At 31.0% G+C, this 24,383-nt stretch carries 26 protein-coding genes and 1 tRNA gene; 11 read left to right on the top strand and 16 right to left on the bottom strand.

Annotation, left to right across the window (positions count from 1 at the left end; all coding sequences use genetic code 11):
- The first annotated feature begins 96 nt into the window (after window positions 1-96).
- The 3 genes from NHF47_RS11665 to NHF47_RS11655 all read left to right on the top strand — a co-directional run bounded on the left by NHF47_RS11665 (window position 97) and on the right by NHF47_RS11655 (window position 2,775).
- Window positions 97-1,521, top strand: a complete 1,425-nt coding sequence (locus NHF47_RS11665) for an ATP-dependent RecD-like DNA helicase (protein WP_252766096.1) — start codon at window positions 97-99, stop codon at window positions 1,519-1,521.
- 70 nt (window positions 1,522-1,591) lie between these two features.
- Entirely contained in the window at window positions 1,592-2,329 is a 738-nt protein-coding gene (gene kdsB, locus NHF47_RS11660) for a 3-deoxy-manno-octulosonate cytidylyltransferase (protein ID WP_252765089.1), read from the top strand.
- Window positions 2,326-2,775, top strand: coding sequence for a hypothetical protein (locus tag NHF47_RS11655; protein WP_252765088.1), 450 nt, complete (start codon window positions 2,326-2,328; stop codon window positions 2,773-2,775). The genes kdsB and NHF47_RS11655 overlap by 4 nt, the downstream gene beginning before the upstream one ends.
- On the opposite strand, the gene NHF47_RS11650 is transcribed toward NHF47_RS11655, so the two are convergent.
- Window positions 2,772-3,437 (bottom strand): spermidine synthase, encoded by a 666-nt coding sequence (locus NHF47_RS11650; RefSeq protein ID WP_252765087.1) that lies wholly within the window; start codon window positions 3,435-3,437, stop codon window positions 2,772-2,774. The two genes, NHF47_RS11655 and NHF47_RS11650, sit on opposite strands and share 4 nt — an antisense overlap.
- Window positions 3,438-3,491: 54 nt before the next feature.
- Between NHF47_RS11650 and NHF47_RS11645 the strand changes: the two genes are divergently transcribed.
- Both NHF47_RS11645 and NHF47_RS11640 read left to right on the top strand, forming a co-directional pair.
- On the top strand, window positions 3,492-4,052 hold the full coding sequence (locus NHF47_RS11645) for a 1-acyl-sn-glycerol-3-phosphate acyltransferase (RefSeq protein WP_252765086.1): 561 nt from the start codon (window positions 3,492-3,494) through the stop codon (window positions 4,050-4,052).
- Between the two features lie 61 nt (window positions 4,053-4,113).
- On the top strand, window positions 4,114-5,121 hold the full coding sequence (locus NHF47_RS11640; RefSeq protein WP_252765085.1) for a hypothetical protein: 1,008 nt from the start codon (window positions 4,114-4,116) through the stop codon (window positions 5,119-5,121).
- 77 nt (window positions 5,122-5,198) lie between these two features.
- Here the strand turns inward: NHF47_RS11640 and NHF47_RS11635 are convergent, their stop codons facing one another.
- Window positions 5,199-5,672 (bottom strand): helix-turn-helix domain-containing protein, encoded by a 474-nt coding sequence (locus NHF47_RS11635; RefSeq protein WP_252765084.1) that lies wholly within the window; start codon window positions 5,670-5,672, stop codon window positions 5,199-5,201.
- Window positions 5,673-5,985: 313 nt separating this feature from the next.
- On the opposite strand from NHF47_RS11635, the gene NHF47_RS11630 reads away from it, so the two are divergent.
- From NHF47_RS11630 to NHF47_RS11620, 3 genes are read left to right on the top strand one after another with little or no spacing between them, the layout of a single operon-like run.
- Window positions 5,986-7,146 (top strand): M14 family zinc carboxypeptidase, encoded by a 1,161-nt coding sequence (locus NHF47_RS11630; RefSeq protein ID WP_252765083.1) that lies wholly within the window; start codon window positions 5,986-5,988, stop codon window positions 7,144-7,146.
- 35 nt (window positions 7,147-7,181) lie between these two features.
- Complete coding sequence (locus NHF47_RS11625; protein WP_140996739.1) at window positions 7,182-7,661, top strand: Lrp/AsnC family transcriptional regulator; 480 nt, start codon at window positions 7,182-7,184, stop codon at window positions 7,659-7,661.
- 48 nt (window positions 7,662-7,709) lie between these two features.
- Window positions 7,710-8,222: a DinB family protein gene (locus NHF47_RS11620; protein ID WP_252765082.1), complete on the top strand. Its 513-nt coding sequence runs from the start codon at window positions 7,710-7,712 to the stop codon at window positions 8,220-8,222.
- Window positions 8,223-8,260: 38 nt separating this feature from the next.
- Here the strand turns inward: NHF47_RS11620 and NHF47_RS11615 are convergent, their stop codons facing one another.
- The 5 genes from NHF47_RS11615 to aroB all read right to left on the bottom strand — a co-directional run bounded on the left by NHF47_RS11615 (window position 8,261) and on the right by aroB (window position 12,459).
- Window positions 8,261-8,629, bottom strand: coding sequence for a DNA primase (locus NHF47_RS11615; protein ID WP_252766095.1), 369 nt, complete (start codon window positions 8,627-8,629; stop codon window positions 8,261-8,263).
- 88 nt (window positions 8,630-8,717) lie between these two features.
- Window positions 8,718-9,692, bottom strand: coding sequence for a deoxyhypusine synthase family protein (locus NHF47_RS11610; RefSeq protein WP_252765081.1), 975 nt, complete (start codon window positions 9,690-9,692; stop codon window positions 8,718-8,720).
- 11 nt (window positions 9,693-9,703) lie between these two features.
- Entirely contained in the window at window positions 9,704-11,104 is a 1,401-nt protein-coding gene (locus tag NHF47_RS11605; RefSeq protein WP_252765080.1) for an arginine decarboxylase, read from the bottom strand.
- A gap of 57 nt (window positions 11,105-11,161) precedes the next feature.
- Entirely contained in the window at window positions 11,162-11,335 is a 174-nt protein-coding gene (locus NHF47_RS11600) for a hypothetical protein (RefSeq protein ID WP_252765079.1), read from the bottom strand.
- Window positions 11,336-11,391: 56 nt separating this feature from the next.
- On the bottom strand, window positions 11,392-12,459 hold the full coding sequence (aroB, locus tag NHF47_RS11595; RefSeq protein WP_252766094.1) for a 3-dehydroquinate synthase: 1,068 nt from the start codon (window positions 12,457-12,459) through the stop codon (window positions 11,392-11,394).
- Window positions 12,460-12,554: 95 nt separating this feature from the next.
- Between aroB and NHF47_RS11590 the strand changes: the two genes are divergently transcribed.
- Together NHF47_RS11590 and NHF47_RS11585 are read left to right on the top strand one after the other, a co-directional pair.
- Entirely contained in the window at window positions 12,555-13,721 is a 1,167-nt protein-coding gene (locus NHF47_RS11590) for a proline dehydrogenase family protein (RefSeq protein WP_252765078.1), read from the top strand.
- Window positions 13,722-13,813: 92 nt separating this feature from the next.
- Window positions 13,814-14,503, top strand: a complete 690-nt coding sequence (locus NHF47_RS11585; RefSeq protein WP_252765077.1) for a DJ-1/PfpI family protein — start codon at window positions 13,814-13,816, stop codon at window positions 14,501-14,503.
- A gap of 62 nt (window positions 14,504-14,565) precedes the next feature.
- Here the strand turns inward: NHF47_RS11585 and NHF47_RS11580 are convergent, their stop codons facing one another.
- Window positions 14,566-15,165 (bottom strand): NAD(P)H-dependent oxidoreductase, encoded by a 600-nt coding sequence (locus NHF47_RS11580; protein ID WP_252765076.1) that lies wholly within the window; start codon window positions 15,163-15,165, stop codon window positions 14,566-14,568.
- A 114-nt stretch (window positions 15,166-15,279) separates the two neighbouring features.
- On the opposite strand from NHF47_RS11580, the gene NHF47_RS11575 reads away from it, so the two are divergent.
- Complete coding sequence (locus NHF47_RS11575) at window positions 15,280-15,624, top strand: helix-turn-helix domain-containing protein (protein ID WP_252765075.1); 345 nt, start codon at window positions 15,280-15,282, stop codon at window positions 15,622-15,624.
- Here the strand turns inward: NHF47_RS11575 and NHF47_RS11570 are convergent, their stop codons facing one another.
- The 8 genes from NHF47_RS11570 to tsaE form a co-directional block, all read right to left on the bottom strand.
- Window positions 15,625-17,910 carry a GH92 family glycosyl hydrolase gene (locus NHF47_RS11570; RefSeq protein WP_256477028.1) on the bottom strand — a complete coding sequence of 762 codons (2,286 nt, stop codon included), beginning with the start codon at window positions 17,908-17,910 and terminating at the stop codon, window positions 15,625-15,627.
- Window positions 17,911-17,913: 3 nt separating this feature from the next.
- The gene (locus NHF47_RS11565; protein WP_252765074.1) at window positions 17,914-20,193 is read right to left on the bottom strand and encodes a GH92 family glycosyl hydrolase; all 2,280 of its coding nucleotides are present in this window, start codon (window positions 20,191-20,193) and stop codon (window positions 17,914-17,916) included.
- 123 nt (window positions 20,194-20,316) lie between these two features.
- Window positions 20,317-20,715, bottom strand: coding sequence for a hypothetical protein (locus tag NHF47_RS11560; protein ID WP_252765073.1), 399 nt, complete (start codon window positions 20,713-20,715; stop codon window positions 20,317-20,319).
- A 193-nt stretch (window positions 20,716-20,908) separates the two neighbouring features.
- Entirely contained in the window at window positions 20,909-21,772 is an 864-nt protein-coding gene (locus tag NHF47_RS11555; protein WP_252765072.1) for a T9SS-dependent choice-of-anchor J family protein, read from the bottom strand.
- 167 nt (window positions 21,773-21,939) lie between these two features.
- Window positions 21,940-22,014 (bottom strand) — tRNA-Val (locus tag NHF47_RS11550).
- A 129-nt stretch (window positions 22,015-22,143) separates the two neighbouring features.
- Window positions 22,144-22,530 carry a DUF4258 domain-containing protein gene (locus NHF47_RS11545; protein WP_252765071.1) on the bottom strand — a complete coding sequence of 129 codons (387 nt, stop codon included), beginning with the start codon at window positions 22,528-22,530 and terminating at the stop codon, window positions 22,144-22,146.
- Window positions 22,531-22,652: 122 nt separating this feature from the next.
- The gene (locus NHF47_RS11540; RefSeq protein ID WP_140996724.1) at window positions 22,653-23,849 is read right to left on the bottom strand and encodes an alanine dehydrogenase; all 1,197 of its coding nucleotides are present in this window, start codon (window positions 23,847-23,849) and stop codon (window positions 22,653-22,655) included.
- Window positions 23,850-23,955: 106 nt separating this feature from the next.
- Window positions 23,956-24,369: a tRNA (adenosine(37)-N6)-threonylcarbamoyltransferase complex ATPase subunit type 1 TsaE gene (gene tsaE / locus NHF47_RS11535; protein ID WP_252765070.1), complete on the bottom strand. Its 414-nt coding sequence runs from the start codon at window positions 24,367-24,369 to the stop codon at window positions 23,956-23,958.
- Window positions 24,370-24,383 lie beyond the last annotated feature (14 nt).

Genomic DNA, 24,383 nt, shown 5'->3' with positions numbered 1-24,383 from the left:
GTACGCAAATCTACAATTTTTTTTTCTTCTCAAAAGAATTTCTTAAAAAAATCATCAGTATATTTGAAAAATTCTACAAGCCAATATTAAGAAATGATGAAATCTTCCCTGTTTTACAAAACGTTACGCGATAATTTTCCTTTTGAACCCACTCTAAAACAAGATATTTTTTTTCAAAAAATTGCTGATTTTGTTTTAAATGATAAAAATAATGAAATTTTTATATTAAAAGGTTATGCAGGAACTGGTAAAACAACCTTAATTTCTACTTTAGTTAATTATTTAAAAGAAGCCAATAAAAAATATGTTTTATTAGCACCAACAGGAAGAGCAGCTAAAGTAATTAGTAATTACTCCCAAAAGCCAGCTTTTACCATTCATAAGCGGATTTATTTTCCTAAAAAGAGTCAGTCAGGTGGCGTATCTTTTACGTTGCAACAAAATAAGTTTAAAAATACCATTTTTATAGTTGATGAATCTTCCATGATTTCAGATACTTCTCAAGAATCTAAATTGTATGAAAACGGGTCCTTATTAGATGATTTGATTTTTTATGTAGATCAAGGCACCAATTGTAAACTTGTATTTATTGGAGATACAGCGCAATTACCGCCTGTAAATTTAGAAGTTAGCCCCGCTTTAAATAGTGATACACTGAGCATTCATTTTGATAAAGAAATTCATCAAATAGAATTGGATGAAGTAATGCGACAAGCTGAGAAATCTGGTATTTTATTTAATGCTACTGCTTTAAGAGAAGAATTAAAATCGCATTTTATAGATGCTTTTAAATTTCAACTTAAAAGTTTTAAAGATATTATTCGTTTGCAAGACGGTTACGAAATTGAAGATGCTATTTATCAATCTTTTGAGAAAAACGGTTCGGAAGAAACCGCTTTTATCGTGCGATCTAACAAAAGAGCCAATCAATACAACCAACAAATTAGAGCAAAAATTTTAAATAGAGAAGGTGAGTTATCAACAGGTGACTTATTAATGGTGGTGAAAAACAATTATTTTTGGCTAAAAGAGAATTCAGATGCAGGTTTTATAGCCAATGGTGATATTATAGAAGTACTTAAAATTAATTCTATACAAGAATTGTATGGTTTTAAGTTTGCCAAAGTAACCATACGAATGATTGATTATCCGAACCAACCTTCTTTTGAAACCGTGTTACTATTGGACACCATTACTAGTGAATCACCCTCATTAACCTATGAAGAGTCTAATTTACTTTATCAAGAAGTAATGAAAGATTATGAAGAAGAAAGGCAACAGTATCGAAAATTTTTAAAAGTGAAAAACAATCCTCATTTTAATGCGCTTCAGGTTAAATTTTCGTATGCGATGACCTGTCATAAATCGCAAGGTGGGCAATGGAATACAGTTTTTGTAGAACAACCGTATTTGCCAAATGGAGTTGATAGAGATTATTTAAGATGGTTGTACACCGCGATTACAAGAGCCAAAGAAAAATTATATTTAATTGGTTTTAAAGAGGAAAGTTTTGAAAATTAACTCCAAATTAAATATTTGGTTATCCAAATTAAACTGTATTTTTGACCTACACATACATATTATATAGTATATGAAAATAATAGCTGTTATCCCTGCCCGTTACGCATCCACTCGTTTTCCTGCTAAATTAATGCAAGATTTAGGTGGAAAAACGGTCATTCTTAGAACGTATGAAGCCGCGTTGGCTACTGGATTGTTTGATGATGTGTTTGTAGTAACAGATTCAGAATTAATTCATAATGAGATAGTTATAAATAATGGAAAGGCCATTATGAGTGTTAAAGAACACGAAAGCGGAAGCGATAGAATTGCAGAAGCGGTTGAAAATATGGAGGTAGATATCGTAATTAATGTGCAAGGAGACGAACCTTTTATAGATGCTGAACCACTAAAAAAAGTGATCGAAGTATTTAAAAATGACACAAATAAGACGGTAGATTTAGCTTCTTTAATGTTTGAAATACATCAAAAAGAAGACATTGAAAATCCAAATAATGTAAAAGTAATTACCGATCAAAATGGATTTGCCTTGTATTTTTCTCGTTCGGTAATTCCCTATCCAAGGGAAATGAATGTTGGGGTTCGCTATATGAAACACATTGGGATTTACGCATTTAGAAAAGAAGCGTTACTCGATTTTTATCGTTTGCCAATGTTATCTTTAGAAGCTTCTGAAAAATTAGAGCAATTACGTTACCTAGAATATGGAAAACGAATCAAAATGGTAGAAACTGCACATGCTAGCATTGGAATAGATACAGCTGAAGATTTGGAAAAGGCGAGAATTATAGTAGCGGATAAAAAATGAAGAAAGAATTTTCATTAATTGGATTGGGTATCGCTAGTTGGCTTGGAATTATAAGTATAGCCTATACAATTCGAATCATCTTAGTAGATTTTTTTATTATTACGAATATAAAATTTCCATACATTCATTTGTCCTACGAACTTTTTTATAATTTTATATTTCTTATAGGTTTTTATTTATTTTTAAATATTCTGAAAACTAGGAAAGATTTAAATTATATTCTATTGGCAAGGAATTGGATCATAGTTTTTATTGTAATACAAATAATTCAATTTTTTTATACCTATTATATTTTTGATTTTATTATTGAAAATTATCATGATAATTGGAACAGTTTTTATGATTATGAAGCGGGTCAATTTGTTAAAAATTTAGCCTCTACAATAGGTGAAACACTGAGATATTTAGGTGTTGGACTTTTGATTTATAGATTTATAAAAGACTAAATTCTTTTTTCAATAATAATTAACTGATTATAGTATTCTACATTGGAAAAGGTTTTACAGTAGTATTTTTCATTATCAAATTGACGAATAAAAACATTATTTCTATCAATTTGTTTTTCGTTTAAAATCATGGTATTAAATAAAATAAATCCATTTTTTTGAAGTAATTGTTTACAATGTTCAACAAATTCTTTTTTAAACAAAAATAAAGGCATCGTTGTATCTTCAAAAATATCGATAATGATTAAATCGTATTTTCTTTCTGTTTTTTTTACAAATTCTTTGGCATCAGAGATTATAGTTTTATAATTTTTTATTTGGTTCAAACCAAAATATTGATGGGCAATTTCAATGCTATTTTCGTCAATTTCAATACCTGTAATATTTCCTTCAAATTTAATTTCGTCTACTAAAGTTCGAATTACACTTCCTCCAGCCACACCTAAAACAAGTATTTCTTGCATTGGTTTTATGGTGTCAAAACCAATAGCTATCAAGCCTTTACGAAGTACTTTTTGTAAACTTCCATAAGAATAATTGGTGTTTTTAGAATCTAAAACCAATTTTCCATTATTCCATGATACTTCTAAGGACTTACTAATTTTAGAGGGTTTTTCATAAATTTTGATAGGGATAATATAACTCAATAAGCGTTTAATCATATAAAAAGTTTCTAATTGTAAATATAATTTTAATTTTACATCAAATTAGCATCTATGAAGCAAAAAATATATCGATTTATTTTCACAACCCTTTTTGGGTGGCATGTAGAAGGTACCATTTCATCTGAAATAAAAAAATGTATTGTTATTGCTGTGCCACATACAAGTTGGTGGGATTTTATTATTGGTGTATTTGCCAGAGGAATCATTCATAAAGAAATTCATTTTTTAGCTAAAAAAGAACTTTTTGTTTTTCCCTTTCATTATTTTTTCAAATGGATGGGAGGTGCTCCTTTGAATAGAACCAAAAAAGAAAATAAAGTTGATGCAATAGCAAAGCTTTTTTCTGAAAAAGATATTTTTCGTTTGGCAATTGCTCCAGAAGGCACCCGTAAAAAAGTGGACGAGTGGAGAACTGGATTTTATTATATGGCTTTAAAAGCCAATGTGCCTATCATTCCTGGTGTTTTTGATTATGGAAATAAAAAAGTTATTTTCCATTCACCATTTTATCCTACTGGAGACATTACTCATGATTTAACTGTTTTACATTCCTATTATAAAGGCGTTAAAGGTAAATTTCCAGAAAAAAGTTTCGATCCAAAAGAAATTTAAAACCAAAACTGTTTTTTTTTCGTAAATCTTTTTTAAGTATCAACTTTAAAAGAATTTTTTTATGAAAAAAACAATCTTTCTTTCCGCCTTTGCGTCTTTATCGATACTTTCATGTAATGATGATGACAGCATGACAACTATGTCAGATTCAGAATTTAAGCTAGTAACTTCTAGCAACACTTCTGGGAAAATTTCTTTTACGGATTTATTACTGCTTAACCCAACCACTGTATCTCTTTCGGTTATCGGAACCGACAATGATGGAATTTATTATGATAGTAGTTCAGACGAAGTCATCTTAGCTTCTAGAACGAATAATCGAATTGAAAGGTATACGAACTTAAAAAACGCTGTTGAAGCAAAAACAGATAATTTAATGTTAGCGAATTTTAATTTAAATGCCGATTTTACAAATCCAAGAGAAATTGCAGTTTCTGAAGATAAAGTAATTGTAACTCAAGATCAAGCAGCCAGTAATGGTGATACAAATAAATTGTTAGTTTATCAAAAAACAGCAACTGGATTTACATTACTGAATGAATATACATTAGATTTTAAAGTTTGGGGAATTCATATTAACGGAAACGACTTATATGCTATTGCTGATTTAACAAGTGACTTAGTTGTGTTTAACAACTTTTTTTCGATGCCTTCTGGAAATATAACTGCTTCTAAAAGAGTTACTATAGAAGGATTGACACGAACACATGGAATAACCTACTCACCGGAAGATGATGTGATGATTTTGACGGATGTTGCTAGTGCTGCAGATGCTACGGACGGAGGCTTAGTCATTATTACTAATTTTACCAATGTATTTGGAACTACTTCCAATATGGGAACAATTGCTATGTCAAATCAAATTAGAATTTATGGTTCAAGTACTACTTTAGGTAATCCTGTCGATGTTGCTTATGATTATGTTTCTAACCGAATTTATGTAGCCGAACGAGCAAATGCAGGTGGCACCGTTTTAACTTTTGATTTCCCAACTGCTTCTGGAAATGTTGCACCTATTTCTACTCGTGCGGAAGCGGGTGTAGCAGCAATTTATTTATTTAGAAAATAAAATATGTGAAAATAGTTTTTTTGAATTAGTAGATTTTAGTTTGTATTTAAAGCGTTATTTCACCGAAATAACGCTTTTTATTTTTTATGATATTTTTTAAAAGTACCATTCTTATAAAAAATAACGATATAATCAACATCTTCGTCAAGGGTATTCAAATTTTCGATAGTTGATTTTTTTTCAAAATTATTTTCAATTACGGCATTATTTTCAGGGTAATCCATTTGAGTAAATAAATTACTTTCAGCAATAGATTCTTTTTTTACTTCTAAAAAAGAATTTGACAAAGTAGGAGTATCTGTTTTTTCTTCATATTTTTTTTCAGATTTAGGAAAATTTCCTTTTCCATTTAGAATCCAATATAAATCTACCTCAGGAAAAATTTCAATTACTTTTAAGATAAAATCTAAGCTTGGTTTGTTTCTACCAGATAGAAGATGAGAAATACTAGATCGTTGCACGTCGATACGATCTGCAAAAGCAGAAGCAGATAACCCATAATAATCAAGTATAATTTGGAGTCTTTTTATAAAATCATCAATGTTTACCATTGTAAATTAGATTAAGTAATTCAAGTGTTTACAAATGTAATAAAAAGAAAAATAATGAACAAATTAATGTTGGTTACAAATGTAAATCATTAAAAAAAGAATAAATTTTTACATTAAGTAAATAGCATTAAATAACTGATAATTAAATATATAATTGTTATTTGTTAAAATAGTTTAATTATGTAAACTGATTAGGTGTTATGAGGGTAAAATAAAGAAGCTAGTATGTTTACATAAGTATACAAAAACAAATTTTTTGATGTTTACAAATGTAAATGATATCTTGTTTACATTTGTAACTCAATAAAAAGTCATGGATAGTTTACAATTAGCAACAACCTTTTTAGAATCCGAATTACAAGGTAGATACATAACAAATGAACATATTGTTTCCTTACTAAACCATTTAAATAATCGATTTAAAATTTCTGTTGAAGGCAAATCAGTTTTAGATAGACCTATTTATAGTGTTCGATTTGGGGTTGGCAAAATAAAAATTTTAGCTTGGTCTCAGATGCATGGAAATGAATCAACAACTACAAAAGCATTATTTGATTTTTTTAATTATTTGTCATCAAATGAATCGATGGCTAACAATTGGTATACTGGCTTTACATTTTTAAGTATTCCTATATTAAATCCAGATGGAGCTGCTATCTATACTCGAGCAAATGCAAATGAAGTTGATTTAAATCGTGATTCTTTTAATATTACGCAGCCAGAAAGTAAGCTGTTGCGTCAATTATATGAAGAATTTGAACCAGATTATTGCTTTAATTTACATGATCAACGCACTATTTTTGGAACAGATGGGTTTAATTTACCAGCTTCAGTGTCTTTTTTGGCTCCCGCTTTTGATGAAAGTAGGACTTTTAATGAAACGAGATATAAGGCTGTAGCAGTAATAGAGGCAATGAATAGGAATTTACGTGCGATTATTCCAAATCAAATTGGTCGCTTTGATGATTCCTTTAATATTAATTGTATTGGAGATTATTTAACCTATCGAAATACACCAACAATTCTTTTTGAAGCGGGGCATTTTAAGGAAGATTACCAAAGAGAACAAGTTAGAAAATTTATTTTTTGTGCGCTTTGGAGTGGTTTTCAAGCTATTAACGAAAACGTTATAGTTTCTAATAATTTGGAGGATTACTTAAATATTTCTCAAAATTCTAAGTGTTTTTACGATTTTCTTTATAAAAATGTTAGAATTATTGATAATTCTCAAGAAAAATTAATTAACTTTGCTGCTCAATTTACTGAGATATTAAGAGAGGATAAGATTCATTTTGAAGCCTATATTGTTCAAATTGAAAATTTGGAAGGTTATGTAGGTCATTATGAGTTTGATGCAGAAGGAGCATTATTTAATGCGAGTTATGGAAACGAGCCAAAGATAGGTGAAAAAGCAAATTTTTCAATTGGTGACCGTATTAAATTTATTAATGGTATACAATATCAACAGCTATAAATCGTTTAAGTACAATAAATTTATATAATTCTCTTATGAGTAAGTTTCGTTTAGATGAAGTTGATCATCAAATTTTAGACATGTTGATTGACAATACAAGGGTTCCTTTTACAGATATTGCTAAAAAATTATTAATATCTGCTGGAACAGTGCACGTTAGGGTAAAAAAAATGGAAGATGCAGGAATTATTCAAGGTTCTTCATTGACTTTAGATTATGAAAAGTTAGGATATTCTTTTATTGCTTATGTAGGAGTGTTTTTACACAATACTTCACAGACTAAGTTTGTTTTAGAAAGAATTAATCAAATTCCTTATGTAACCGTTGCACATGTTACGACTGGTAAATTTAATATTTTTTGTAAAATTAGAGCAAGAGATACAAAACATGCTAAAGAGGTAATCTTTATGATTGATGATATTGAAGGTGTATACAGAACAGAGACTATGATTTCTTTAGAAGAAAGCATTAATGATAAAAAACGATTAATGCATACTATTTTTAAAGAACTTTAATATTAATTTGAATCCCGATTTATTCGGGATTTTTTTTATTCTTTTTTTATGATACACTTTAATGAAAATGAATTTGCTCCCTTTTATGCAAATTACATCACTAAATCTTTACAACATACGAATGTTGTTACAGGGTTGCAACAATTAAGAGATGAAAATATTACTTTTTTTAAAACCATTCCAGCAGATAAATTAGAATACCAATATGAAATAGGGAAGTGGACACCTAAAGATATACTTTTGCATTTAATTGATGCTGAACGTATCTTTACCTATAGAGCTTTACGTATTTCTAGAAACGATAGGACTCCTTTATCTGGTTTTGACGAAAATGAATATGTACCTTTTGCAAATGCCAATAATCGAACTATGGAGAGTTTGGTAGAAGAATATGTAGCGGTTAGAAATGCAACTATAACTTTATTTGATAATTTGACAGAAGAACAAATGTTACGTGTTGGTATTGCTTCAAATAGTACTGTTTCTGTTCGTGCTATTGGAAGCATCATTATTGGACATGAGTTGCATCATAAAAGTGTACTTCAAGAACGGTATCTATAAAAAAATAAGGCATGTAATTTACATGCCTTATTTTTTTATTAATCTTCGTCTGAATCGTCGTCTTCATCGTCAGCCTTGTCTTCCACATCATCAGTATCTGTATCATCGTCATCGTCATCATCATCATCTAAGTCGATACCTTTGATAGGATCTAATACAGGTACATCTATAGTATCATCAATATCATCATCCTCATCGAAGTTTTCAATTCGATCAGCTAGTTTTGTACTTACTTTTACAAGATAGATAGTATCTTCAGTACGTACTTCTACAGCTTCAATTGCTTCGTTTTTAGCGTTCTTAAAACGGATAATGTCTGACTCGTCATATCCTTCAGGAAATTTTTCAACTAATAAAGTTAAAATTTCGTTTGTCAATTTTGCGTAATCAACAATAACTCTTTTCATTGGGTTGTTTTTATTCATAGATATTTTTCAAAAGTAATATCCTAAATCAAATTATCAAACAATTTTTATAAAAAAAAAATAAAAAAAATTACTGGCCTAAAATATAGGCAAAAATTAAAGGCGCAACTATCGTAGCATCAGACTCTACAATGAATTTAGGTGTTGTGATGTCTAATTTTCCCCAAGTAATTTTTTCATTTGGAACTGCTCCAGAATACGAACCATAACTGGTAGTTGAATCTGAAATTTGGCAAAAATAACTCCAAAAAGGAATATCGTGCATCTCCATATCTTGATATAACATTGGGACTACACAAATTGGGAAATCTCCAGCAATTCCACCTCCAATTTGAAAGAAACCAACTCCTTTTCCACCTGAATTTTTAGGATACCAATCGGCTAACCACATCATGTATTCAATTCCACTTTTAGTAGTAGATGCTTTGAATTCACCTTTAATGCAATAAGAAGCGAAAATATTACCCATCGTACTGTCTTCCCATCCAGGAACTACAATTGGTAAATTTTTCTCAGCAGCAGCAACCATCCATGAGTCTTTTGGGTCGATTTCGTAATATTGCTCTAAAACTCCAGAATTGATCATTTGATACATGAATTCGTGAGGAAAATATCTTTCTCCTGCTTTATCTGCTTTATTCCAAATGTCATATAGATGTGATTGTAGTCTTCTGAAGGCTTCTTCTTCTGGGATACACGTATCTGTTACACGGTTGTAGTGGTTTTCTAATAAATCCCACTCTTCTTGAGGTGATAAATCTCTATAATTAGGTACTCTTTTATAGGAATTGTGAGCAACCAAATTCATAATGTCTTCTTCTAAGTTAGCGCCTGTACAAGAAATAATATGAATTTTATCTTGACGAATCATTTCTGCCAATGATTTACCTAACTCAGCGGTACTCATAGCACCCGCTAAAGTTACCATCATTTTCCCGTCTGCTAATAAATGTTCTTCATATCCTTTTGCAGCATCTACTAAGGCAGCAGCATTAAAATGAAGATAATTTTTCTCTATAAATTGACTAATTGGTCCTTTGCTCATTTTTCTTTTATTTATTTTTTATTATAACCTAAAATATTTAATACTTCTTCAGCATTTTGCTGTTCTGAGAACACTTCGGTTGCTATAATGCCGTTTTTGTCTCGATCAATTAATATGTGTTTGGGTTGTGGAATTAAACAGTGGTGTAATCCTCCAAAACCACCAATTGTTTCTTGGTAAGCACCTGTGTTAAAAAAACCAATGTATAAAGGTTTTTCTTTATTGTATTTTGGTAAATATACCGCATTCATATGTTGTTCCGAGTTGTAATAATCATCACTATCACAAGTCATTCCTCCTAATAAAACTCTTTCATAGGTGTCATTCCATCTATTTACGGCTAACATTACAAAGCGTTTATTGATAGCCCAAGTATCTGGTAATGTAGTAATGAAAGAGGAATCAATCATATTCCAATATTCTCTATCGTTTTGTTGCTTTTGATACAATACCTCGTAAATAGCTCCACCAGATTCACCTACAGTAAAGGAACCAAATTCTGTAAAAATATTAGGTACATCAATTTCCGCCTCATCACATGCAATTTTGATTTGATTTAAGATTTCATCAATCATATATTGATAGTCATATTCAAAAGCTAAGGAGTTTTTAATTGGGAAACCACCACCAATATTTAGACTATCCAAAGTAGGGCATTCTTTTTTAAGTGCGATGTAAACTTTCATACACTTTAAAAGTTCGTTCCAATAATAAGCCGTATCTCTAATTCCAGTATTGATAAAAAAGTGAAGCATTTTAAGCTCTAATTTTTTATTTTCCTGAATTTGTTTTCTGTAAAAAGGTAAAATATTTTTATATCCAATACCTAAACGAGAAGTATAAAACTCAAATTTTGGTTCTTCTTCAGCAGCAATACGAATACCAATCTTGATCTTACTTTTAATTTGTTCTTGTAAAAGATCTAATTCTTCATAATTGTCAATAATTGGAATGGTGTTTTTATGCCCTGTATTGATTAATCGTGCAATATTTTCAATGTATTGGTCTCTTTTAAAACCATTACAAATAACAAAAGTATTTTTGTTGATTTTACCTTCTTCAATTAATCTTTCAACGATATTAATATCGAAAGCCGATGAAGTTTCAATGTGAATATTATTTTTTAAAGCCTCATTTAATACAAATTCAAAATGAGAACTTTTGGTACAATAACAATAGTAGTATTTTGCATCATAATCATGCTTTTCCATAGCATTACGGAACCATGTTTTCGCTCTTTTGATGTTTTTTGATATTTTGGGTAAATACGTAAATTTTAATGGCGTACCATATTCTTCTACTAATTTCATTAAATCAATTCCGTGAAATTGAAGGGTATCTTTATTTAAAGTGAATTCTTCTTGAGGAAAATAAAAAGTTTGGTTAATTAAATCGTAATATTTAGTATTCATTTGAAAAATAAGATTTTAAAGTTTAAAAAAAAGAATTATTTCAGTTTGTTTCTTTTTTTATACTCTAATATTTGAAAATTGAATTAATAATTTCTCTCTAAAGGTTTTAGAGAAAATAAAAGCGTCAATAAAAGAAAAAGTAGCCCATAAAAAACATAAACTGATAGACAAATCAGTTATTGTATTTGCGCTACTGCATTTTGAAAAACGAGAAAATGGGTGTTCTTTCATTCCCACAAAGGTAAAAAAATATTATTATCAAATAATAATGATACAGGTAAAAATAATTAAGATTTATAATCTTCAAAAGCCTTGTAAATCAGTTCGTTTTCACAAGTTTCGTTAATTTTACAGTGACCTATTTTATCTAATAAGGCAAATTGTACCGTACCAAATTCATTTTTTTTGTCATAAATAAGCAAATCAATGCAATTTTTTATGTCGTTTTGATCAAAATTGACTTTGTCATAAATATCACTCAATATATATTTGATTTCATGATGTTCCTCTGAAGTAAGAAGTCCTTTTTCTTTAGAAATAAAACTTTCCAAAATCATTCCAATTGCAATAGCTTCCCCATGAAGTAAACTTTTTTTGCTTTCGTTTTCCAAAAAATAACTTTCAATAGCATGACCTAGAGTATGTCCAAAATTTAGCGCTTTCCGAATACCATTTTCAGTTAAATCTTGAGAAACGATTTGGTTTTTTATTTGAATAGATTGATAAATTAAATGGTCTAAATCGTCTGTGCTTAAGTTGGATAAGTTTTTTAAATTATCCCAATAGATTTTATCGAATATTAACCCATGTTTTAACATTTCTGCAAATCCAGAACGCATTTGTTCGCCAGGTAATGTTTCTAAAAAATGCGTATCAATGATAACTGCTTTAGGTTCTCTAATAATTCCTATTTGATTTTTCAAGTTGCCTAAATCCACACCATTTTTACCGCCAATTGATGCATCCACCATGGATAATAAAGTTGTAGGAATATTTATAAAGTCGATTCCTCTTTTAAAGGTACATGCAATAAAACCGCCTAAATCGGTAATTACACCACCTCCTAAATTTAAGATGATACTTTTACGATCACCACCCAATTCGGTTAATGAATGCCAAATTTGCAAGCAGGTTTCAATATTTTTATGTTCTTCACCAGCTTCTAGTTCAATAATTTCAATTTCCATTTCGGTAGCCAATTGCGCTAAGAAATTTGGTAAGCAATAATTTGAGGTGTTTTCATCAACTAGGATGAATAATTTAGAATATTTTTGTGGGAGTAAAATACTATTAAGGTATTCGTATCCTTTTTCATTAAATAAAACCTGATAATTATTGGCTTGAATGGTTTGCATGGTAATTAATTTCAATTTATTGCAAAATAAGGCAAATTTTATTTAAAATTACAATGGTGTAAAGTATATTTGCATCACTAAAATGAAGCCTAAGAATGGAAAAAATATTCAACAATACTCAAGTCGCTTTTTCACTGAAAAGTGATACTGAATTAGAAAGAGCCTATTTTTTATTTAAATTAATTGAAAGTCAACCACTTGTAAGAATTGGTACTGCTGTAACTAATTTTGCTTTAAAGGCCCATTTACCAGTGGAAGGATTGATTAGGAGTACTGTTTTTGATCATTTTTGTGGTGGTATAAATGAAAAAGATTGTCTTTCGGTAGTTGATAAGATGTTTACCAAAGGAGTTTCGTCTGTATTAGACTATTCTGTAGAAGGTAAAGAAGAAGAAAATCAGTTTGATGCTGCTTTAGAAATGACATTAAAAACGATTGAATTTGCTAAAGAACGTTTAGCAATTCCTTTTGCTGTTTTTAAACCGACAGGTTTAGGTCGTTTTGCACTATATCAGAAAATAGGTGAGGGCAAATCGTTTACTCCAGAAGAACAAGCAGAATGGAATAGAGTTGTAGCGCGTTTTGATACGGTTTGTAAAATGGCTCATGATAAAGATGTAGCTGTTTTAATTGATGGCGAAGAGAGTTGGATGCAAGATGCAGCAGATGATTTGGTTACTGAAATGATGCGCAAATACAATAAAGAGAAAGCGATTGTTTTCAATACCTTGCAATTGTACCGTTGGGATCGAATGGAATATTTGCGAAAATTAAACGCCATCGCCAAAGCGGAAGGGTTTTATGTAGGTATGAAATTAGTTCGTGGAGCATACATGGAAAAAGAAAATGCTAGAGCAGAGGAAAAAGGCTATACATCACCTATTTGTCATAGCAAACAAGCTACAGATGAAAATTATGATACAGCAGTAGCTTATATGTTAGATCATATTGATCATATGGCTATTTTTGCAGGAACACATAATGAGAATAGTTCGTACCGTTTAATGGAATTAATGGCAGAACGTAATATTGCTAAAAATGATCCAAGAATCTTTTTTGGTCAATTATATGGAATGAGTGATAATATCAGTTATAATTTGGCAGCCAATGGTTATAATGTGGCTAAATATTTACCATTTGGCCCTGTTCGTGATGTAATGCCATATTTAATACGAAGAGCAGAAGAAAATACTTCAGTTGCAGGACAAACGAGTAGAGAACTTGATTTGATAAAAAAAGAAAGAGCCAGAAGAAAATTATAAAATGAATCCCTTGAAAAAGGGATTTTTTATATTGTAAAATTATCGTTCATGAATTGTTTTTTGTATTTTTAGTTTACTAATAAACAACAGTTATGACAAGCACTACTTCAAAAGAACCCTTTATAATCGCAATTCCTGTATATGACGGCGTAGATTATATGGATATCGCTGCTCCAAGAGAAATATTTGGTTGGTTAGCAAAAGATCCTAGTTTTGAAAGAGAGGTTAAAATTTACTATGTATGTGGAAATCAACCCACTTTTACAACCATTAACGGAGTAAAAATAGCAGTTGAAGCCACTTTTGATGACGCCTTTGTACAAAAACCACATTTAATTTGGGTTCCTGGCGGAGATGCTGATGTATTAGCAGCTATCATTGCAGACAAAGAATCGTCATTTACAGCTTATGTAACCCAAGCAGGTTCTCAAGCAGAATGGGTATGTTCCGTTTGTGAAGGAGCCGTATTGCTTGCGAATACAGGTTTGTTAAACGGACATACGATTACAACACATTGGGCATTTGTGAATTGTTTTGGAAAATATCCCGAAGTAACAGTCGCTGAAGGACATCCTAGATATGTGAAATCGGGAAATAGAGTTACGGGTGGAGGAATTTCATCAGGATTAGATGAAGCATTGTATTTAGTGGAACTCATTGCAGGAAAAGAAAGTGCTATTTCGGTGCAAAGAACGTTGCAATATTATCCTAAACCACCAGTGCATAGTATGATACCTGAAGCAGGGAGTTGCCCTGTGTTTAATTTGGTGACTAACAAATAGATTTTAGCAATTCAATAAACAAGCACGAATTTTATTCGTGCTTGTTATTATGATTGAAATGATTATATACTTGTAATAACATCTCCTAATGCTCTTCTCGATTTGGGTTTTATTTGGGGTTGATTGGCATCTTCATTATCTCTATAACCAATAGCTACAGCCACTAAAGCATGATGGTGATTCGATTTTAAAATAGTATCATATTTTTCGGGTTCAATACCTTCCATAGGAGTAGAGTCGATATTCATTGCTGCACAAGCACTTAAGAAAACACCTAAAGCTAAATATACTTGTTTGTCAAACCACGCTTTTATTTCTGCTTCTGGTAAAGGTTTTATAAATTGGTTGTAATACCCTACAGCACCTTCTGGTAATGTCGCTTGAATCTGTTTTTCAAATTCTACAATACTATCAATTCGGCTAAAAACAACTAGCGTATCACAATTGATTACTTTGGTATCATTAAAAAAAGATGCTTTGGCTAATTCGTTTTTAGTTTTTTCGTCACTTACAAATGTAAATTTCCAAGGTTGACTGTTTATAGAAGACGGACTCAGTCTTACAATTTCTTTTAATTGTTCTAAAGTTTCTTTTTCAATTTTTTTAGAAGCATCGTATTTTTTTGTAGTGTAACGCTCTTGTATAGCTGTAATAAAACTCATATTTTTGTGATTTGATTTATACTATATTTTTTATAGTTACAAAAGTAAGTATAGTATTTTTGTTGTGCAATAACGGTCGAAAAGGATAGTTTAAATTTAATAAAAAATTAAAATATGTATACGGTAAAAGGTAAAGAATATCCTTGTTGTACGAGTGTTACGATGGGGATTATTGGAGGAAAGTGGAAATCGGTGATTTTATTTTATTTGATTAAAGAACCGTTGCGTTACAATGAGTTGCGAAAAAAAATGAAAGATGTTACCGAACGCACGTTGAGTTTGCAGTTAAAAGATTTAGAAGCAGATGGTGTGATTCAAAGGCATGTATATACTACAAAACCCCCTTTAAAAGTGGAATATTCCTTAACCGATTTTGGTAAAACACTTATTCCACTTTTGCAAGAAATGGCTAAGTGGGGTGATTATGTAGTAAAAAATGAATTGGAAACCACCATATAATTATTTTTTAGAACTCATTATGAAGGTTATTTTTCCGCCATTCATAATTTCATCGTGGGTAATGAAATAACGATTTAATGTTTTTCCATTCAAGATAATTCTTTTTACATATGGGTTAGTTTCTGACTGATTTTGTGTCGCAACTTCAAATGTGTTTCCATTTTCTAAATGAATAATAGCGTTTGTAATTAAGGGACTACCAATAGCATATTCTAAAGAACCTGGAGCCACTGGATAAAAACCCATGGCACTGAAAATATACCAAGCACTCATTTGACCGCAATCGTCATTTCCTCCTAAACCATCGGGTGTGGGTTTGTATTGCATTTTTAGTATTTGACGTACTCTTTCTTGTGTTTTCCAGGGTTGGTCTGCCCAATTATATAAATAAACAACATGATGCGCGGGTTCGTTACCATGGACATAACCACCTATAATTCCATCTCTAGTAATGTCTTCAGTTTCTGCAAAGAAATCATCTGATAAATGCATGTTAAAAAGGGTGTCTAATTTTTTACCGAATTGTTTTTTACCTCCCATTATAGTAACCAAAGCATTTGGGTTATGAGGTACAAAAAAACTGTAATTCCAACTATTACCTTCAATAAATCCTTGTCCATGCGTGCTATATGCATCAAAATCTTTTTTGAATTCGCCATTGGCTAATTTAGGTTCCATGAAACCTGAAACTAGATTAAAATTATTTCTCCAATTTTCTGAACGTTGTATAAATTCGTTGTAAATATCAGTTTTATTTAATTTTTTTGCTAATTGTGCAATAGCCCAGTCATCATAAGCATATTCCAAAGTATTGGAAACTGATATACCACTTTTTTCTGCTGGAATATATCCTTTGTCAATATAGTAACCTATACCTTCATAATTACGCTTTCTTGCTGTAGTAACACATGCATTTAAAGCAACTTCAGCATCACCCGTATACGTTCCTTTTAAGATAGCATCTGCAATTACGGATACACTGTGATAGCCACTCATACACCAATTATCATTAGCATGATGACTCCAAATAGGTAACATGTGTAGACTACTTTGGTCATAATGAGCTAACATAGAAGCCACCATATCTGCATTCCTTTTAGTTTGAAGTACATTAAATAAAGGATGTAAGGTTCTATAGGTATCCCAAAGTGAAAAAGTCGTATAATTGGTAAAACCATTCGCTTGATGTACATCTTGGTCTAAACCTTTATATTCGCCATTTCTGTCCTCATAAACAGTAGGTGTAATAAAAGTATGGTACATAGCAGTATAAAAGTTAGTCTTATCATCAGGAGTTGCATCAATCTGGATTTTATTTAATTCTTGATTCCAACTATCCTGAGTTTGTTTTTTGATTTTTTCAAAATCCCAATGCGGAATTTCTTCTATTAAATTTTGAAGTACATTCTTTTGACTTACTGGTGATAAAGCAAATTTTATTTTAATTTTTTCATTAGCTTCTGTATTAAAATCAAAAAACATTCTTATTTTTTTTCCTGCTATTTCTGGGAAATTATTTTCTTGATCAAATTTTCTCCAAAAACCGCGATATACTTGCTTTTCATCAAAGTTTTTCTGACCATAATTCTTAAAAGGCTTGGAGAAACTCATGGCAAAATAGATTGTTCTTGTTCTAGCCCAACCATTGGTTTGTTTATAACCCGTTATCAAAGTATCATTTACAACTCTAACGTAGGTCCAAACATTTTTTTCGTCATAATTATAAATTCCAGCCATTAAATCTAGAATGATATGTGCTTGATCCGTTTTTGGAAAGGTATATTGGTGCATACCTACACGAGTAGAAGCCGTTAGTTCAGCCGTTATATTGTAATTATCTAGTTTTACTTTGTAATATCCTGCTTCAGCAATTTCATTTTCATGAGAAAAAGTTGATCTAAACCCTTTTAAAGGTGCTGCAGCTGTTCCTGGGTTTAATTGTAAATTTCCAGTGGTTGGCATGATTAAGAAATCACCTAAATCGGAATGGCCTGTTCCACTGAAATGGGTATGGCTAAAACCAACTATAGTTTTGTCATCATATTGATAACCAGCGCAATATTTATATACATCAGGATTGTATTTTCCATTTACTGCATAAGGAATAGTGTCCGTATCTGGGCTCAATTGAACCATTCCAAAAGGAGCGGTAGCACCAGGATAAACATGGCCCATGCGTTGGGTTCCAATAATTGGTTTTACAAAAGGAAGTAAATTTTTTGAAGTTTGTTGACCAAAGAAAAGAAGTGTAAAAAAGCAGCTTATGGCAGAAAATAATGTTTTCATGATTTAATTATTAGTAGATAGTGAAAAAGGAAAAGTATCGGTTGTTGTTCCTCTTTTTGTATTGGGTGTATTGTTCATAATAAAATTAAAAGTACCGCCTTTTAAGATATCTTCATGCCCAATCCAATTGTTTTTATATTCTTTACCGTTTAATTTAACTTTGTCGACATATTTGTTTTCTGAATTAGAATTAGGAGCTTCAATCGTAAATGTTTTACCATTTTCAAGATGTAACGTTACTTTTTTAAATAAAGGAGAACCCAAAATGTATTGATTGGTAGCAGGACAAACAGGGTAGAATCCTAAAGCAGAAAAAACATACCAAGCAGAGGTTTGACCATTATCTTCGTCACCACAATAACCATCTGGAGTAGGTTTGTACATGCGTTCCATAACTTCTCTTACCCAATATTGGGTCTTCCAAGGTTTGCCAGCATAATTATATAAGTAAATCATGTGTTGAATGGGTTGGTTTCCATGTGCATATTGTCCCATATTTGCAATCTGCATTTCACGGATTTCATGAATTATCCCTCCGTAATAGCTGTCATCAAAAACAGGAGCCATTTTAAAAACAGAATCTAACATAGTGGTAAATTCTTCATGCCCGCCCATTAGTTGGGCTAATCCTTCAATATCATGAAAAACACTCCAAGTGTAGTGCCAACTATTACCTTCGGTAAAAGCATCACCCCATTTTAAAGGATTAAAAGGTTTTTGAAATTTTCCATCTTTATTTTTCCCACGCATTAATTTTGTTTCAGGATCAAAGAGGTGTTTGTAATTCATACTTCTATTTTCATATAACTCAATTTCTTTTTGCGGGCGATTTAATAATTTGGCCAATCGACTAATCGCAAAATCATCGTATGCATATTCTAATGTTCTTGCCGCACTTTCATTAATATCAACATTATAAGGAACATAACCCAATTCATTATAATACTGAACTCCTTTTCTTCCTGTAGCTTGTGGTCCTTCATTGTTAGCGCCATGCAGTAGTGCTTCATACAGTTTTTCAATATCATAACCGCGCAATCCTTTTACATAGGCATCTGCTACCACAGAAGCGGAATTATTACCAATCATAATATCACTATAGGATGGGCTGCTCCATTCGGGCAACCAGCCACCCTCTTTGTAATCGTTTAGTAATCCTTCTTGCATTTCTTTATTAATGGAAGGATACATTAAATTTAAAAAAGGATATAATGCTCGAAAGGTATCCCAAAAACCAGTTCCAGCAAAGCGATATCCTGGCATGGTTTTACCTGAATAAGGACTATAGTGAACGATATTTCCATTGGTATCAATTTCATACATTTTCATAGGGAAAAAGAGGGTGCGATACAGAGTAGAGTAGAAGGTTCTTATTTGATCAGTTGTGCCTCCTTCAATTTGTATTTTTTCTAAAATTGTATTCCATGTATTCTTGGCTTTTTGTGTAACAGTATCAAAATTATCGGAACCAATTTCTTTTAAATTTTGTTCTGCTTGTTCAAAACTGATAAAAGAAGAAGCAACTTTAGCTTGAATAACTGTGTTTTTGTTTTTTGTTATAAAATGAACAAGACTGCTTATATGAGAACCAGAAAGTTCGTTTATCTTGATTTTAGTTTTATCGTTCCAAAGAGAAGTAGTTGTAAAAGGAGTATCAAAAACAATAACAAAGTAATTTTTGAAATTATTTAATTTTCCTCTTGCATATCTAGAACTGTAACCTATAATTTTGTTTTCAGATGGAATTATTTTAATGTACGAACCTCTATCATAGGCATCAATAGCTACAAAGGCACTGTCTGTTTTAGGAAAAGTAAATCGGAAGGAAGCAGCTCTTTCAGTAGGTGTAATTTCTGTAGTTACATCATAATCTGCTAAATAAACGCTATAATAATAAGGTTTCGCAATTTCAGATTTATGACTGAACCAGCTGGCTCTTTCTTCTTCATCAATGGTACCTTTTCCAGTCATGGGCATTAAAGAAAAAGGACCGTAATCGTTCATCCATGGTGAAGGCTGGTGTGTTTGTTTGAATCCTCTGATTTTATTAGCGTCATAGGTGTATTGCCAACCGTTGCCATTGTTGCCAGTTTGTGGTGTCCAAGCATGCATTCCCCATGGTAATGCAATGGAAGGATAAGTATTTCCATTACTTAATTCATAACTACTATCTGTTCCCATTAATGGATTAATCCATTCTACTAAATCTGTTGGTTTTGCTATTTGTTGAGCATAAGAAAATAAAGTAATAAAAAATACTACTTTAACTAATTTAGTTACCATTGAAGAAAATTATTATTTATATTCTTCAAATATACTTAATTATCATCTTTAGTAAAAAATGTAGTTCAACAAGTTGAGTAGTTGTATAGTTAAAATAGACTATATTTTAACTTTATTTGAATTTTATTCATTTCTGATAAAATGAAATTGAGAATTTTGAGGCGTAGCTCTTTGGTGTTCATCAATATCCATTTCAATAAAGATTAATTCCTTCTTATTTAGAGAAGTAATACGAGCCGTTCTGTTGTTGGTTTTTAATTCGATGTATTTTCCTTGTTTGTTATACATCCATTTTCCTGGATTTTCAGGATTACTAACTAAAAAATAAGAATAATCATTGTTAAATTGAACCTTAAAATCTAAATCAATTTGAATGGGTTTGCCTTTAATAGAAGCAAAACTTAAACTCCAAGTATGGCATAAGGTTTTTAGAACTTCTTCTTCACTTAAATTGATGTTTTGTGCTTGAGTAGAATAAAATGGACTAATAAGCAATAAAATGAGTAGGTAGTTTTTTATCATTTATTTCGGTGTTAAGTTAAGTAATAGTTTCAGATTTGAGAAAAAGCGTGTTTTAAATATACGCATTTTTTGATTTAAAAGGAAATTTTTTAAAAAATACTAAATTTTAAATATATAATTTATTAAAAAAGGGTATCTATGATTAGATAACCCTTTTGTCTTTTTTTTAAATAAGCAATATAAAATCTAATGTTTATGTTTTTATGAATTTTTTTACTTCAATTTTTTTATCAGATATGATTTTCAAAATATACGTGCCATTTGATAAATTAGAAATATCGATTTTTTTATCACTTATTTGTATGGAATTTAGTTTTTTTCCTGTTAAATCATAAAATTCTAAATGGCTATTGATTTCTAAGTTTTCAATGATTATAAAATCAGTAGCTGGATTAGGTATTAGATTTACAGATTGATTATTTCCGAATTGATCATTTCCAAGTGTTGTGGTAGTAATTGTTAGCGCATCAACTCCAATCATGTCACCATTAGGAGCATTGGCACCAGCATTGGTTACATAATAACGAAATGCAATTTTACAATTGGTCGGTCCAGTAAGTCCACTAACAGTATAATTATAATTGGTCCATACATTTGGATAACCGTTACTAATTAAATCTGGATTAATGGTTAATGCTAATGTAGTAAAATCGCCAATAGAACTACTTGAAGTATTTGGTAATACTGATAAATCCCCGTTGTTACTAATTCTTAGTTCTAATCGATCCGCATAAGTACCATGATCCGATCTGGAATAAAAACTAATTATATCTCCATTTTTTAAATTAATTGTGGGAGTAATCAGCCAATTACTAATGGTGCCTATACTTCCAGTAGATTGATAATTTACTACTGCAAAAGAACGAGTTGCCCCATTATAGGGTGGAAAATGTGTTGTAGTTCCCCAAGAACTAGTGCCAACGGGCTCACTAGAATTTTGAATCATCCAACCATTTCCACCTAAAGCTCCGAAATTATCAAAATTTTCATTAAAAATAATTTGTGAATTAACTTTTATAATCATAAAAATTAATAGAAAAGTAAATTTGTTTTTCATGTTTTTAAAATATTTAATTGTTTTATGAATTTTTCATAAAATATCACAATCAAAATATGTGCCGTTTTGTAAGTGAAAATTTAACTTTTATGTTAAAATTAAACGAGCCAAAAAAACAAGTTTCCATAAACAAAAAAATCCTACATTTCTGTAGGATTTAAAATTTGTGGGCGATGAGGGGTTCGAACCCCCGACCCCCTCGGTGTAAACGAGGTGCTCTGAACCAGCTGAGCTAATCGCCCCAATAAATTGCAATCAATATTCCTATGTTAACTCACGTTACTTTATTTAATAAAGGTGTTCGCTGAACTTGTTTGCGAGTGCAAATATACAAGGTTTATTTATATCTGCAAGTGTTTTTAATAAAAAAATTATTTTTTTTCAATCTTTTCCAAAACCACTTTTGAGGGGTAATTAATCATAGTAATGTTAATTTCTTCATTTTGAGTAGTTTTGCCTTCTATAATATAAATTTTTCCATTATTGTAGGGTAGATTGCTTTTAGAAAAATCTACATCTCCATATTTTAAAGTGGCTTTTATATCTTCTAAAGTAATCCAATCTTCTGCTAAAATTGATTTTGTTTCAGGTGAAAAATCGAGTGGTTTGTTTCTTAATTCTTTTAATACTCTACAATTGGGTAAATAGCAAAATTCAACACCTTTGGCTTCAGCTTTTGCACCTAAGAATTTGATTACAAAAAAAAGACCTAATAATAATCCAAATAAGTAATAAGCTAATCTGTATTTAAGCTTCATATAATTTATTTTTTTTGCAAATATACTATTTTGGTTAGCATTAGCGATAGGAGTGACATCCTTTTATTTTATCCTTAGAGAAAATAAAAGATATAACGAATAGCGCGACCGAAGGGAATGCCCTAAAAAACAATTAGATTAATATCGCGATGTTCTAAATTGAACCAATCTGCAATGGATTTGTTTGTTAGTAAACCATGATAAAAGTAAATACCGTTTTTTAAGCCTCTATTACAGCGAATGGCACTTTCAATACCACCATCATCAGCAATTTGAAGTAGGAAAGGAGTGATAATATTGCTTATAGAAAGCGAAGCTGTTTTAGAATATCGAGAAGGTATATTGGGAACGCAATAGTGAATAACATTGTTTTTTATAAAAGTAGGTCTTTCGTGAGTCGTCACTTCTGAGGTTTCAAAGCAGCCTCCTGTATCGATACTGACATCTACAATTACGGCTCCTTTTTTCATATGTTCTACCATAGTTTCTGTTACTACAATAGGAGTTCGGTTTTTTCCGCGCATGGCACCAATAGCAACATCACATCTGCGTAAGGCTTTGAGTACCGATTTCTCTTGTATAGTTGAAGTAAAAATTCTTTGATTTAAGGTATTTTGTAAACGTCTTAATTTAGTAATAGAATTATCAAACACTTTTACACTAGCTCCAAGTCCTAAAGCGGTTCTTGCCGCATATTCTGCTACAGTTCCAGCACCTAAAATCACTACTTCTGTAGGTGGAACACCTGTAATGTTACCAAAAAGTAAGCCCTTTCCAATATTTTGGTTGATCATTAATTCGGCAGCAATATGTATCGAAGCAATTCCTGCTATTTCTGACAAAGATTTTACTGCTGGATACGAACCGTCTTCATCTTTTATAAATTCAAAAGCTAAAGCTGTGATTCTTTTAGTAGCCAAAGCTTCAAAATACGTTTTGCGTTGGGTTTTTAATTGTATGGCTGAAATAATGATGGTTTGTGGGTTCATCATTTCTATTTCAGGTAAAGTGGCCGGTTCCACTTTTAGTATAATTGGGCAACTAAATACTTTTTTTGGGTCATTCGTTACTTCAGCACCTGCATCTGAATATTCTTTATCGGAATAACTTGAACTTTCTCCAGCACCTGCTTCAATCATGACGCGATGTCCATGAGAAGTTAACGAGCTCACAGCATCTGGTGTTAAGCAAATACGTCTTTCTTGATAAGAGGTTTCTTTGGGAATACCTATAAATAATTCGCTTTTGTGCTTAGTAATTTCCAATTTCTCTTCTTGAGGAAGCAATTGCATTTTTGAAAACGGACTAAAAGTTGACATGTTGTTTTTTGTAAAGTTGAGCCAATTTAGGAATAATTTTAAAATTTAAAAAAAGAATATGAAAAAAGATTGTATAAAAAACAATGGCACAAATTTTCAGAAATTATCAATTGTTTAAAATTAATTCTCGAGCTCCATTTTTAGCGGTTTTCATATGAATGCTAGCATGGTCAATTGGAATAAGATTGGGTGTTTTTTCTGGCCATTCGATGAAACACCAATTCCCTGAATAAAAATATTCATCAATACCCATGTCATAAGCTTCTTCTTCGCTATTTAGACGGTATAAATCGAAATGATAAATAGTTTCTCCTTCTTTAGTTTGATACTCATTAACTAGTGAAAAAGTGGGACTACTTGAAGTGTCATTTACGCCTAATTGTTTTACTAATTCTTTAATAAGCGTTGTTTTTCCAACCCCCATAGTAGCATGAAAAGTAATTACTTTTTTAAGTCTTGGTGTAGCAAGAATTTGTTTGACAACCTCTTGAATTTCATCTAGAGTAAAGTTTATGATCATATAAAAAGGTTTAT

This window comes from Flavobacterium sp. NRK F7, assembly GCF_024054195.1.
Lineage (GTDB): Bacteria > Bacteroidota > Bacteroidia > Flavobacteriales > Flavobacteriaceae > Flavobacterium.
Note: the sequence above shows the minus strand (reverse complement) of the source record. Positions and strands in the feature narration are given on the sequence as shown.